This window comes from Rhizobium sp. P2_G2, from assembly GCF_056403555.1.
In genome coordinates, this window is the sequence record NZ_JBFUFF010000034.1 from 19,638 (window position 1) to 32,686 (window position 13,049).

General features: G+C 58.8%; 14 protein-coding genes and 2 pseudogenes. 15 read left to right on the forward strand and 1 reads right to left on the reverse strand.

Annotated elements, in window-relative coordinates:
• Positions 1-169 precede the first annotated feature (169 nt).
• The 4 genes from AC1D06_RS22215 (at position 170) to AC1D06_RS22230 (ending at position 4,744) form a co-directional block, all read left to right on the forward strand.
• A complete protein-coding gene (locus AC1D06_RS22215) occupies positions 170-880 on the forward strand; it encodes a GntR family transcriptional regulator (RefSeq protein ID WP_477987978.1) in 711 nt (236 codons plus the stop codon).
• A gap of 53 nt (positions 881-933) precedes the next feature.
• Positions 934-2,100, forward strand: coding sequence for a mandelate racemase/muconate lactonizing enzyme family protein (locus AC1D06_RS22220; RefSeq protein ID WP_477987979.1), 1,167 nt, complete (start codon positions 934-936; stop codon positions 2,098-2,100).
• Positions 2,101-2,164: 64 nt separating this feature from the next.
• The gene (locus AC1D06_RS22225; protein WP_477987980.1) at positions 2,165-3,526 is read left to right on the forward strand and encodes a mandelate racemase/muconate lactonizing enzyme family protein; all 1,362 of its coding nucleotides are present in this window, start codon (positions 2,165-2,167) and stop codon (positions 3,524-3,526) included.
• 18 nt (positions 3,527-3,544) lie between these two features.
• Positions 3,545-4,744: a mandelate racemase/muconate lactonizing enzyme family protein gene (locus AC1D06_RS22230; RefSeq protein ID WP_477987981.1), complete on the forward strand. Its 1,200-nt coding sequence runs from the start codon at positions 3,545-3,547 to the stop codon at positions 4,742-4,744.
• A gap of 98 nt (positions 4,745-4,842) precedes the next feature.
• Here AC1D06_RS22230 and AC1D06_RS22235 read toward each other — a convergent pair whose 3' ends face one another.
• Positions 4,843-6,021, reverse strand: coding sequence for an ATP-binding protein (locus tag AC1D06_RS22235; protein WP_477988023.1), 1,179 nt, complete (start codon positions 6,019-6,021; stop codon positions 4,843-4,845).
• 141 nt (positions 6,022-6,162) lie between these two features.
• Here AC1D06_RS22235 and AC1D06_RS22240 point away from each other — a divergent pair, with 141 nt between their 5' ends.
• The 11 genes and pseudogenes from AC1D06_RS22240 to AC1D06_RS22290 all read left to right on the forward strand — a co-directional run bounded on the left by AC1D06_RS22240 (position 6,163) and on the right by AC1D06_RS22290 (position 13,049).
• Positions 6,163-6,285, forward strand: coding sequence for a hypothetical protein (locus AC1D06_RS22240; protein WP_477987982.1), 123 nt, complete (start codon positions 6,163-6,165; stop codon positions 6,283-6,285).
• Positions 6,282-6,482, forward strand: a complete 201-nt coding sequence (locus AC1D06_RS22245) for a hypothetical protein (RefSeq protein WP_477987983.1) — start codon at positions 6,282-6,284, stop codon at positions 6,480-6,482. Before AC1D06_RS22240 ends, AC1D06_RS22245 begins: the two co-directional genes overlap by 4 nt.
• Before the next feature lie 268 nt (positions 6,483-6,750).
• Positions 6,751-7,626, forward strand: a complete 876-nt coding sequence (locus tag AC1D06_RS22250) for a S1C family serine protease (protein WP_477987984.1) — start codon at positions 6,751-6,753, stop codon at positions 7,624-7,626.
• Complete coding sequence (locus AC1D06_RS22255) at positions 7,623-7,982, forward strand: response regulator transcription factor (RefSeq protein ID WP_477987985.1); 360 nt, start codon at positions 7,623-7,625, stop codon at positions 7,980-7,982. The genes AC1D06_RS22250 and AC1D06_RS22255 overlap by 4 nt, the downstream gene beginning before the upstream one ends.
• A gap of 149 nt (positions 7,983-8,131) precedes the next feature.
• On the forward strand, positions 8,132-8,392 hold the full coding sequence (locus AC1D06_RS22260) for a hypothetical protein (RefSeq protein WP_477987987.1): 261 nt from the start codon (positions 8,132-8,134) through the stop codon (positions 8,390-8,392).
• Between the two features lie 187 nt (positions 8,393-8,579).
• A pseudogene (locus AC1D06_RS22265) lies at positions 8,580-9,280 on the forward strand (IS6 family transposase).
• A gap of 58 nt (positions 9,281-9,338) precedes the next feature.
• Positions 9,339-9,662 (forward strand): annotated as a pseudogene (locus AC1D06_RS22270) (arginase family protein); the annotation flags it as partial.
• A gap of 302 nt (positions 9,663-9,964) precedes the next feature.
• Positions 9,965-10,135 carry a hypothetical protein gene (locus AC1D06_RS22275; protein ID WP_477987988.1) on the forward strand — a complete coding sequence of 57 codons (171 nt, stop codon included), beginning with the start codon at positions 9,965-9,967 and terminating at the stop codon, positions 10,133-10,135.
• Between the two features lie 277 nt (positions 10,136-10,412).
• A complete protein-coding gene (locus AC1D06_RS22280; RefSeq protein ID WP_477987989.1) occupies positions 10,413-11,423 on the forward strand; it encodes a calcium-binding protein in 1,011 nt (336 codons plus the stop codon).
• A gap of 200 nt (positions 11,424-11,623) precedes the next feature.
• Entirely contained in the window at positions 11,624-12,370 is a 747-nt protein-coding gene (locus tag AC1D06_RS22285; RefSeq protein ID WP_477987990.1) for a hypothetical protein, read from the forward strand.
• A 61-nt stretch (positions 12,371-12,431) separates the two neighbouring features.
• Positions 12,432-13,049, forward strand: coding sequence for a hypothetical protein (locus AC1D06_RS22290; RefSeq protein WP_477987991.1), 618 nt, complete (start codon positions 12,432-12,434; stop codon positions 13,047-13,049).

A 13,049-nucleotide genomic window follows, 5' to 3' on the forward strand; every position in this document is an offset into this window, starting at 1 on the left:
GAGGCGGGTAATCTTGCGCGCCGGCCGCGGGACCATCTCAATGAATGTATCCCTTCGAGCTTTTTATACGTTTTCAGATCGTAGATTGCCTGTCAACAAGATAAATCGTACATTGTTTGTGGGAATTTTGCGTGATATCGAGCAATGTGTGTATGATTTGGGGGTAGTGTTGGCCGAAACGAGCGATTTCAAAGCGGAGCCACCCCAGGGGATCGACGCTATCGGAGCCTCCAGCGAGGGTGCCTCCCTTTATCAACTGATCAGGGAGGACATCATCGAAGGTCGGCTCGCCGCCAATGAACGGCTTGTGGTCACCGATCTCGCGCGGCGCCATGGCACCTCGACCAACCCCGTGCGCGAGGCCCTGCAATTGTTGCGCGGGGAGGGCTTTGTCACCTTTATTCCCAACCGCGGGGCGCGTGTCCGGCCCATAGACCAGGATTTCGTTCGGGACATTTACGAGATCGGAGTCTTGATCGAGCCGGCACTGACGCGATGGTTCGTGAATATGGCCACCGTCGAGGACATTGCCGAACTCGAACGTATCCAAGGCTTGATTGAAGAGAACAACTTCGCCGACACGTTCAGGCACAGCGAGCTGGACACCGCCTTCCACACGGTAATGTATCAGAGGCACTACAACCGCCATGCCGCCGAACTTTGGTGGAAGCATCGCGAAGTGCTGCGAGCCGTGAGCCGGCGTTTCAACTTCACGCTCGCCCGGCGCGCCGCGATCCTTAGCGAGCACCGTGAACTCATCGCGCATGTAAAAGCGGGAAATGCCAACGAGGCGGCCGAGCTTATTGCACGCCATGTCGAAGGCTCCGGCCGGCACATCCTCGAACACATGCGTGCGCGCAGCGCCGCTCGGGCAGGATAGAAACACAGCCCGGAAAATCGTTATCCCGACCACTTCGGATAAAGGCAGATGAGATGAAGATCACCAGCGTTCGGCCGTGGCTAATCAAGTCCGATGCTTCCTACTGGGGAGAATACCTGTTCGTAGAGGTAACGACCGACGAGGGCGTGAGCGGCTGGGGCGAGATCACCACCACGACAAAGCTCGCTAACCGCGCCCTCTGCACCATTCTGCTGCAGATCGGTGCCGCAATGACGGGCGAGGACCCGGCGCGTATCGAGTATCTGTGGCACAAGATATTCCGCAGCTTCACCTATATGGGCAGCCGCGGCGCCGCGGTGGAATGCGTGAGCGCCATCGACATCGCCCTCTGGGACATCCGAGGCAAAGTCCTTGGCAAGCCGATTTACGAGCTGCTGGGCGGAGCGGTACGCGATGAAATCGCGCTCTACACCCATCCCAACCAGGCGAGATTTACCAGCAAGGAGGCTGTGGTCCGGGAAATTCGAGACATCGTCGAGTCCGGCCACACGGCGCTCAAGTTCGATCCTTTCCCCCAACAGGGTCGCACCGCCGACGGACAGTTTCGCGAACAGCGGGACGGCTACCTCGATGGCAGCATGACCCGCAAGGACGAGCGCGAAGCCGCCGAACTCACGGCTCTAATCCGCGAAACAGCAGGCCCCGATGTCGGCATCCTCATCGATGCGCATGGCCGCTTCGACGTGCCCACCGCCATTCGCCTCTGTCGGAGCCTCGAGGAAGCGGGCCAGATCGACTGGTTCGAGGAGCCCTGTCCGCCCGAGAGCCTCAACGCTCTCAAGCAGGTCCGTGACAAGGTCAGTGCCGCTATCTCGTGGGGCGAGCGCGGCCACACGAAGTGGGATTTCGTTCCGGTGCTCGAGAACAAGCTCGCAGACTACATCATGCCTGATGTCACCTGGACCGGCGGCATTACCGAGCTCAAGAAGATTTCGGCCCTGTGCGAGGCCTATTACATTCCAGTCTCTCCGCATGACGCCGCAGGGCCGATCAACGTGATTGCCGGAGCGCAGGTGATGATGACCGTTCCCAACTTCTACAAACTTGAAACATCGGAGTGGAACCTGGGCAAATACGATCACCTCATCGACAGACCACTCGATGTTTCGAACGGCAACTTGAAGCTTACGTCGAGGCCTGGTCTCGGCGTCGAGATGAACCGCGACTATCTTCAGAGCCACGAGATCGAGCTGGGCTGACAAACCCCTACGCTGCCCCAGCATACGCGGCGACATACTCCGCCGACCAGAAAGAGGACGAACCATGCCAGAGGCAGCTGGAGCCGACGAGGCGCTCAATCGGGTAAACGCGCATTCCAAGCCGTCCGACCTGCGCATCACCGACATGCGGGTCGCCGAGATCGTCGGCGCCCCATTCACCTCGGCGCTCATCAAGATCTACACCAACCAGGACATTGTCGGACTTGGCGAGGTGCGCGACGGCGCCAGCGCTACCTACGCGCTGATGCTGAAGAGCAGATTGCTGGGCGAGAACCCTTGCGACATCGACCGCCTGTTTCGCCGGATCAAGCAGTTCGGCGGGCACGGCCGGCAAGGCGGCGGCGTCTCGGCGGTCGAAATTGCATTGTGGGACCTCGCTGGCAAGGCCTATGGCGTCCCTGTCTACCAGATGCTCGGCGGCCGGTTTCGGGACAAAGTGCGCGTCTACTGCGACACAGACGCCACCGTGCCGAGCGGCACCGAGACCGGCAAGCGCCTCAGGGAGCGCATGGAACTCGGCTTCACCTTCCTCAAGATGGATCTGGGGCTGATGCAGATCGCCGATGTCCCCGGTGCGGTCGTGTTTCCGGCCGGCTCACTGGAAGGGTATCGCGAGCGTCCCAGTCGCGGACCGCTGAAGACCATTGAAGAGCGGCGCATCCGCAATGCCACTTACGATTTGCACAATATCCCGCATCCGTTTACCGGCCTCCACTTTTCCGACAAGGGCCTCGACCTGCTTGAGCAATATATCGCCGAGGTTCGCGAGGTCATCGGCATGGATGTTCCGCTCGCCATCGACCATATCGGCCACATCTCGGTACAGAACGGCATTCGCCTTGCCAGGCGAATTGAAAAATACGTGCCGGCATGGCTCGAGGATGTAATCCCCTGGCAGTATACCGAGCAGTACCAGCGGCTGCAGGACGCCACCACGGCGCCGATCTGCACCGGCGAGGATATCTACCTCAAGGAGGGCTTCGAGCCGCTGCTCGAGAGCGGCGGCGTCTCCGTCATCCATCCGGACCTGCTCACCAGCGGCGGTATCCTCGAAACCAAGAAGATCGGCGATATGGCGCAGGACCATGGTGTCGCAATGGCGATCCATATGGCGGAAAGTCCAATCGCTGCCATGGCCGCCGCACATGTCGCGACGGCGACCGAAAACTTCATGGCGCTCGAATACCACTCCGTCGATGTCGATTGGTGGGACGAAATCGTCACCGGCCTTCCTAAGCCGCTGGTGAAAAACGGCTTTATCACCGTTCCGGATAAACCGGGCCTGGGGATCGACGACGTCGTCGACGAAGTGATCGCGCAGCATCTGCAGCCGGGCGTCACCGGCATCTGGCAGCCTACGGATCGCTGGGACGACGAGTATTCCTGGGATCGCACCTGGAGCTGAAGCCAAAAAGGAACGAGGATGAAGATAACCGATCTCCGCTGCGCAGTCATCGGCAAACACCCGATCGTCCGCATCGTCACGGACGAGGGCCTTTATGGTCTGGGCGAAGTCGAATTCACCAAAACCTATCTCAAGCCCTGGGTGCTGCATTTCCGCGAGGCCCTGCTCGGCGAGGACCCGACCGACGTCGAGAGAGTGATGCTGAAGATCCGCCAGCGCGGCTCTTTCAAGCCCTACGGCGCGGCGATAAGTGCCATCGAGCATGCGCTGTGGGATATTGCCGGCAAGGCCGCGGGCGTGCCTGCCTATAAACTGCTTGGCGGCAAAGTGCGCGACAAGGTGCGCGTCTACAACGGCTCGATCCGCCAGAAACGCTCGGGCGATCGGCCGGAGGACTACGCCGCTGATGTCAAATGGATGATGGAGCAGCCGCAGAACTTTTTCATGGTCAAGCAAGGAATCTCGTTCCATTCCAACATGAAGGACACCATCGAGGGTTTCCACTACGGCGTAACGCAGAAGAAGGCCGGCTATCACGGTGCCATGGACCAGGGCGTAATCAGCGAGCGCGGTTTCAATCACATGCTCGATTGCGTGATCGCAATGAAGGAAGTGCTGGGCGACAAAGTCAGCCTGGCGCTCGACTGTGGCCCGGGCTGGATGCTGCCCGATGCGATCAAGTTCGCTCGCGCGGTAGAGAAGTACAATTTGATGTGGCTCGAGGACATGCTGACCGGCGACTATGTGCCGTGGGTCAATCCGCAGGCCTATCGGGAACTGACCACCTCCACCTCGACGCCGATCCATACTGGCGAGCAGATCTACTTGCGGCACAATTTCAAGGAACTGATCGAGACGCAGGCGGTGCGCGTCATCGGCCCCGATCCAGCCGATATTGGCGGCATTGCCGAGCTCAAATGGGTCGCCGAGCACGCCTACATGCACTCGATCCTGATGGCGCCGCACGGGACCGCCAACGGCCTGCTGGGCCTCGGCGCGTTGATCAATGTCTGCGCAACTCTGCCGGCAAATTACGTCGCATTCGAATATCCGAGCGCCTCCGACCCCTGGTGGGAGGATCTGATCATCGGCTTGCCGCCGCAGATCGTCAAGGACAGCATGATAGACCTGCTGGAAGCGCCGGGACTGGGCCTCGATATCGACGCCGAGGCGGCCAGGAGATATCTCAACGAAGAAGATGCGAGCTTCTTCGACTGAGGCTCCCTGCATCTTTTCGTGCTACGAGAATACGCTAAGAAACAATACGTTTTGCACTGGGTCATACCTGAGATACGCGCGCGTTCCATAATTCAACGTTACGCAAACGGTGATTTCAGGATCTCACGAACTTCTCTAACAGCCGACAGCAGTGTGCGCACCTTGACCCCGCCTTTAGCCGGATAATCCTGAGCACCGCCGCCAACGACGATCCTATTTTCTATTTCCACATCATCGCAGGCCACAAAGAAGCCGTGCTCAGCTTGGGGAGCGCTGGCGCGCTTTACCTCGATCGCCACCTTAGGCTTTCCAGCCTGTTCAATGACAAGGTCGATCTCGGCACCATCGGCTGTCCTGTAATAGCAGGGAGCCACATCGGGACCAGCTGCGAGGATAAGCGTCTCTAGTACAAAGCCTTCCCAACTTGGTCCAACTACGTGGTGACCTAACAATTGGTGAAGCGTGCCGATTTCCAGGAGGGCATGAACGAGTCCGCTGTCGCGAACATAGATCTTTGGCGACTTCACAAGACGCTTGCCGAGATTGCCGCTCCATGGTTGCAGGCGGCGAACCAGCATGAGATCAACGAGGAGATCGATATACCGGCCAATCATAAGCGCAGATACTCCCAGACCCTGGGCAAGCCGCGCGCTGTTAAGTGTATTTCCTTGGCCGTTTGCCAACATTGTCCAAAACCGTCCGATTGTCGCGGCTGGCATGCGGGGCGCAAACATCGGAACATCACGTTCGAGATAACTGCGGACAAATGCCTGCCTCCAGAGGTAGCTATCTTCATCCGTCACCGCCGTCAGACTATCAGGGAAGCCACCTCTCAGCCACAACTCGTCTGTGCTGATAGAAGCCGCCTCAGCCTCCTCCGCACTGATGGGCGGCATCTCGAGATAGATTATCCGTCCTGCCAGCGTTTCGGATAAAGACGCTGATCCCAGTAACAGAAATTGCATTGACCGCTCGCCGCCAGCGCGTCGATCGTCGACGATCCCCCGTAGCTCTGCAAACAGCGCCGGCAATCGCTGTACCTCATCGAGTACCGTTAAATGCCCGACTTGAGCTTTGAGGAACGCTTCCGTATCTTCCAGCTTGCGCCGGTCACCTACGCGTTCCAGATCCAGATAAATTGTGCCTTGTACTCGATCAGCAAGCTTGCGAGCGAGCGTCGTCTTGCCGACCTGACGTGCGCCGATCAGCGCGACGACGGGCGCGCGAGCCAGAGCGCGTTCAAGAGCAGCCTCGATGGAAGGACGGGGTATTATTATTCCCGCAAATCATAAATCAGAGTTTCGAAATACGGTCAATGTTGAAATAGCATGGCCCTTTAATCGCCGGCGGCCGACAGTAAAGTGAACAGATGCAAAACCGGTCTCCAACGCCCTTCATCCTTATGTCTGGGAAGTCGTTTGGCGATACTTTTCATCCTGCGCGATGGTGCTGCGGCGCTGTTCTCGGCAAAAGGCGAGGCACGCACGCTGATCTTGCTCTTCTGCGGCCCGCTGGCGTTGACCTCTTTTTTAACGGAGTGATCTTCCTCGTCAACGCGAGCTTCAACAATCTCGGCCGTCCGCTTTATTCGACGATGGTCAACTGGGGTCGCCACACACTTGGGACATGGCCGCTCGTGATCGTCGCTGCCGCCTGGTGGGACGCGCCGGGCGCTCTGATCGGGCAGGCCACGGGGGCGTTATTTTCGCCGGCATTGCGTGGCTGGCTGGCCCAATGAGTTATGCGGGATCCGAAGCCCGCGCCGGAAGACCCGTTTGTCCGTCAGAGCCGTTGGCAGGTCTTGTTTGGGAGGTCCAAGTGACTATGTCGTGGTTCGGCGCTTGACGGAAGCTCGTTTGGGCGCCGATCGCCTTACATGCTCCTTGTAGGCGGTCGATACCGCACCAACTGGCCGAGAGCAAGCCAAGGCCGATCAACCTACCTGACCGGGCAGTAGCGGTCAGCGGCGTAGAGACGCATATTCAAAGCTCTACAGGAGACCGCCGATGACTGAACCCAATCCCCTTGCCCAATTGTCTTCCCTGATCGTCGAGACTGCCGCTGCCGTCGCACCGAGCATTGTCGAGATCGCGTCCCACCGGTCGCTCGCGAGCGGCTTTGTCTGGCGCGAAGGGCTCATCGTTACCGCAGATGAAACCCTTGCCGACGAGGGACAGATTCTCGTCGAATTCGCCGATGGCACCCAGCGCGCGGCTAGCGTCGTAGGGCGCGATCCTTCCACGGACGTCGCGCTCCTTCGTGTCGAGGGAGCTGACGCGCCGTCTGTGCAGTTGAGCCAAGAACCACTCCGGCCAGGAACCCTGGTCGTGGTCGCCGCCGCGGCTGAAAGCGCACCTCTCGTTTCGTTCGGCAGCGCGATCGCGGTTGGTCCTGAGTGGCGATCGATACGCGGTGGAAAGATCGACGGCCGCATCGAACTCGACATGAGGTTACGGGACCGCGCGGAGGGAGGACTGGCCATTACAGCGGACGGCAACGTCGTCGGCATGACCGTGCGAGGCCCGCGTGGCCGAACTCTGGCTATTCCGTCCGCGACCATTGAACGTGCGGCTGCCATTCTCCTTGAGCATGGCGAAATCCCGCGCGGTTATCTGGGGCTCGGGCTACATCAGGTCGTTGCCACGGGAGGCGGCCAGGGCGCGATGGTCATGAGCGTCGATCCCGATGGACCTGGTGCCCGTGGCGGCCTACTGCAGGGGGACATTATTCTCCGCTGGGATGGCGAGACCGTCCCTTCGGTTAATGCACTCGTGCGGACGCTCGATCATCAGGCCATCGGCCGATCCGTCTCACTCGGAATCCGGCGTGCAGGCGCGGACATCGAGGCGGCGGTCACCATCGTGACCCGACCCCGCGGATGAGTGACACAGGCCCCGTTACAATCGCGGTCCGCGTCGATGATCCAGCACTTGCGGAGCGGCTGAGCGAGTTACTGACATCAGTCGATTGGGTGCACGTCGCGGGGAAAGGAGAGGGGGCCGAGCTGGTCCTCTCCAATGCTCAAGCCACAGCAGAGGACGCGGGCCTGACCACCCGCGAGCGCGAGGTCATCGCGCTCCTCGCAGAAGGTCTTTCAAACAAGCAGATTGCTCGCAAGCTTAGCATTTCTGTTGACACGGCGAAATTTCATGTCGGGCGGGTCATCGACAAGCTTGATGCCACCGGCCGCACCGATGCGGTGGCGCACGCCGCCAGGCGCGGCGTCATTCACCTGTAAAGGCACCTTATCTATGCTCCGTGTGCACCTCGCCTGGCGATCCCACGGACGATCTCATAGATGCCTGTTCGCGGCTGTCGTGCATGTTGCCGAAACCGTCGGCCCCCTCTGTGGTGCGGATTGAAAATCGACGCGGCAAAGGGTGCGCCATGTTTGACGCCTATCGCGACCAGTTGGCCATCTGCCTGTTCATCGTGCTCGCAAAACTCAAGCACATCGGCTCCTTCGTCCGCGTTCTCATAGGTCATGTGACGCTGGCAAACCCCGTTGCCGTCGTTGCTGCAGCCGCCGTCGACCGGTTCGCCTGGCAGCAGACGCATTGGGCGGTCGCGAGATTTCCCGAGGACGAGGACTGCGGTTGCCACGGGCTGACGTCACCGCACCCCGGAGCGCGCCATGCCTGGTTCTAGGATCCCAATGCAGTCAATATCGTCTGCTAAACAGCATGCTCTCAGGTCCCGCTCCCATCAAGGCGGCGGTCATTATCACCTGACGAAATCCAATCCGATATCGAGCGTCGATGCCCTGTGCGTGCACCATCCGACTGGGCATCGTCAACTTAACGAAAACTTGGAATTCGATGTGCGATGACGGGTCATGACAAATCGTGATCCCCTCTATCGCCGCCATCGCTTTCCCGCCGAGATAATTGCTCACGCCGTGTAGCTCTATTTCCGATTTCCTCTCACCCTACGGATGGTCGAGGACATGCTGGCGGCGCGAGGATTATTGTCTCGCACCAGACGGTCCGGCTGTGGGCAGAGAAATTCGGCCGTGCCTTCGCCAGCGAGATCCGCCGCCGCTCTGCCGGCCATCTCGGAGATAAGTGGCATCTCGATGAAGCCGTCGTTTCGATCCGCGGTAAGAAGCATTGGCTTTGGCGCGCTGTCGATCAGGACGGGTTTGTTCTGGAGGCTCTTGTGCAAAGCCGCCGAAATGCCAAGGCGGCCAAGCGCTTGATGCGCAAGCTGCTGAAGACGCAGGAGCGCGCGCCGCGGGTGATGATCACCGATAAGCTCCGGTCCTACGGTGCCGCAAAGTGCAAGATCATGCCCCTGTATTGAACATCGCTCTCACAAGGGGTTGAACAATCGGGCGGAGAATTCTCACCAACCAATCCGGCGGCGAGAGCCGATCATGAAGCGCTTCAAGCACAGCGACATCTACAGCGCTTCGTCTCCATCCATGATCCGATTGCCAACCTCTTCCACATCCCGCGCCACGACATCCCCTCCAGCCATCATCGTCAACTGCGTTCAGCGGCGATGAACATGTGGGCAAAGATCGCTCGGGCGTAAACCGTCATAGTGCAAGCGGGCTGCGACTGCCTCATGCCCGTTAAGTTTACGATGCCCCGTGGTGCAGGCCGAGGACGAGCGTGAAAGCAATATCGAAAAGATTATCGCACAGGCGCGCGAACTGGTGGGTGCTGGGCCGACCTATATCTCTTTCGATATCGATGGCGTCGATCCGGGCTTTGCGCCGGGCACCGGAACGCCCGAAGTGGGAGGGCTCGCGCCGCGTGAAGTGTTGCAGATCCTAAGAGGGTTGGCTGGCCTCAACGTTGTTGGCAGTGAAGTGGTCGAAGTTGTCCCTCAATGCGACTCGACCACCAACACCGCGCAAATCGCTGCTCACGTGCTCCACACCATCTTGTGCCTGATGGTAACGCCTCGCTGAAAATCGGTGTTTTGTAGAGCGCACCGCAGTCTCCCTCGACGGCGGACGGCAGTGGTTGCGCGCTTATGATCGGGGCACGCGCAAATGCCGGTTTGATTCACTTGGCTCTGGACCGACAATGCAACGGGGGATCGTAAATTGTTTCCCATACGCGTGAGCTTTTTGTTGAAGGAAATTACAAGTCTCCCGTCCAATCAGGCCCGGCCAGGCAAACGATCTACAGCGCATCGCGTCCAGACTGATTCAAGATGCCGCAAGGTGGAAAATCATGGTTCTCTGTTTGCGCAAGGGAGATACAGATCATGGCCCATCCTCATCCCACCGAGTTGCGTCAGCGCGTTGATGGCTTTGTCGAACAAGGCCACAGCCATCGCGAAACGGCACGGATTTTTCAGGTCTCGGTGCGGTTCGTCAACAACATGGTTCTGCTCACGAGAGAGCGGCAGAAATGCCGCGCGCTCTGGATATGCTAGATCTCAATCCCGGTGGATTACCTCCCGACGCGGCGCCTGTCGATCGGTGCGATCGAGCGTTTGGCGATTTTTGGCCCTGTTCTGGGGCTGCGAGGGCAGCGCTTTCCCATGAAACAATTGAAACAAAAGTCATGGTTGCTCGAAGCGCGCCAGAAACATTCTGATGCGACGTCTAAGCCAGCAGCGTCAACAATGCGAACGCACTGTGGAGGCGGGGACTGTCGTCCCGGGCTTGAGAGCCATTTGATCAGGAGAAACGAACGTGTCTTGGAAATATGTGGTCAGCACGCAAACACAGATCAACCTCGGCACGACCGACAGCGTCTTTGTCGGGCAGTATGTGACGCTCGGCGGAGGCATCATTGGCACCGGCTCAAACCATCATGTGATCATCGATGGAACGGTCGCCGGCGACACCGCGGTGCAACTTGGTGATGACTTCGAGGTCGATTCGGGGCAGAACCTTGAAATTTCGGAAACCGGGAAATTGTTTGCCGGCCAACTCTATGGTGTCAAGGTTTTTGGATATTCAAACACTATCGCCAATGCCGGAAAGATCATTTCCGAAGACACCGGCGTCTTTGTCGTCGCGGATCAGGGCGATGGTCAATCAACGATTGTCAACAGTGGTGTGATCACGGGAGGGACAACCGGCGTTTACACCAGCGGCAGCCAGGCTATCGCATTAACGAACACTGGCAAGATCGAAGCGGGCAACTTTTGCTATGGGGACGTCACCGCCCATAGTGACACTATTCTCAACAAAGGGACGATGACGGGACAGATTGGTCTTGGCGGGGGACCTGATCGCTACGACGGCCGCCAGGGACACGTCACCGGCAAAGTCTGGGGTGGCTTTGGGGACGACACACTCTATGGCGGCTCGGAAAACAACACTTTTACCGGAGAGGAGGGGCTCGACAAGCTTTATGGCGCTGGCGGCGCCGACACCCTTAGCGGCGGCGCGGATGCCGATACCTTCATCTTCAGGAAAACAGGCGAATCCACCGTCTCCGCCAAGGGGCGCGACACCATTACCGACTTCACGCAGGCTCAATCAGACCGGATCGACCTTCATTCGATCGACGCCAACACGCATCTCGGCGCAAATCAGACGTTCGAGTTCATCGGCCATCAGGGCTTCCATCATCAGGCCGGCGAACTCCGATATGCAACATCGGGCGGCGACACCTATGTCTATGCTGACACCGACGGCGACGCAAAAAGTGATTTCTCGCTCAAGCTTGAGGGTGACGTGGGCCTGTCGGCGAGCGACTTCATTCTCTGAGGTGCGGCATGAATGGTCAAGCCCGACCCGCCGGTTGCTCCGGTGGTTGGAAAATTCCGCATTAAGGAAAGTCCGGTGAAAATCCTGTTGAAATTGTTAATGGCGCTTGCAATCGGGCTCTTCGCAGCCGACATGGCGCTTGCTGCGCCATCGAGTGCTCGATTTTCTAAGTCGCTCTGGAGGATCGCGTCGAGGACGGAGTGCCGACGACCTATCTCGATCTCGCGCGCTATTTCGTCGCCGAGCTGCATCACGACGGAAACAGCTATAAAGGCGGTAATATACGCCGGGTCCGACATGCAGACGGCCCTGAAAATGAAAACACAGACATAAAGCTGGCCGAGATCGATCATGTCGAAAGGCTCGATCTTGTTTCGGGCGGCAAGCGGCAGATGGCGCTGGTGTTCGATTTTGACCAGGATGGCGGCTTCGCCCAGAGCTTTACCGTGCTGGCGCTTTATGCGCTTGACGGAGAGGTTCGTCTTCTCGACGCGGTCGATGTCGGCCACGATTTGTGGACCTCGCCGGACGAGACGCCCGTACTGGCGCTTTCGAGTGGCGAGATCGTGCTGATCTTTCGTTCCTCGCACTCCAATTCGCAGGAGTCCTATCTGTTCACCACGCTGTTGCTGGTCAGAAGCGATCGCCTGGCAACAGTCGTCTCCTATCTGACGCTCGACATACAGGAATGTGGCGACAACGGCAGCATCAAACAGGTTTCGTCCTTCCAAACCCTCAAGGAGCGCCGCAAGCACGTCCCGGATACGATCGAGGTGAGCGTCACGGCCAAGAAGTTTCGCGGCGGTGATTATTGCGGCGAGCCGGAGGTCGGCGTTTCCAAGCGCAAGCAATCCGTTCGCTTCAAATGGAACAGCAAGCTAGGCCGCTATGTGACGCCTCGGGATGCGTTCCAGCGTCTCCAGCAAGCGAACCCGGATGATCCCTGAGCCGCGTCCGCGGACGCATCTCTCCTATCACATCCGAAATTGCCGAGTTCCTTGAGACAAGTTGAGGATTTCATTACATGAAACAACAATTGCGCATAATCCCGCTGTCACCATCTCTTGCGCTCCTTGCCTGGGGTCAGCTCATGCGGAAGACGTCCCGAAACTTGGCGGAGAACTCACCTGCCGCGGTCCGGTCACCGATAAGGACACGGGGGAGAGCCTGTACCAGCGCTACGGCGAACAGGCGGTCGTCAGAGAGTTCCCGGTTGGTGAGTACGATTACATTATCGGGGTTGAACTCTTTCCCTACACGGACGCTCCGTTCGACGTGAAACTCGTGGATAGCGATTTCCTCGAAAACGTCGCGTCCATCGAAGTACGGAATACCGCCTGGTCGGTAGAGGGATTGAAGATCGGGATGAGCCTCGACGAGGTCGCGGCCGCGAATGGACGGCCGTTCGAGCTCAGGCTGACGGACGATGAATTTGCAGGCGACGGCACCTTTCAAGGTGGACGACTGGACAAGCTTGATGGGGGATGCCGCCTGAAGGTCTTGTTTACAATTCCCGATGAGCTTCAGCGGTCGTTCAACGGAAAGCAGATTTCTTCCGACAGCCCGGAGTTGGTGAAACCGCATCCGGCTGTCAGCGCATTGGCTCTCTCATGGCCCAGGAGATGA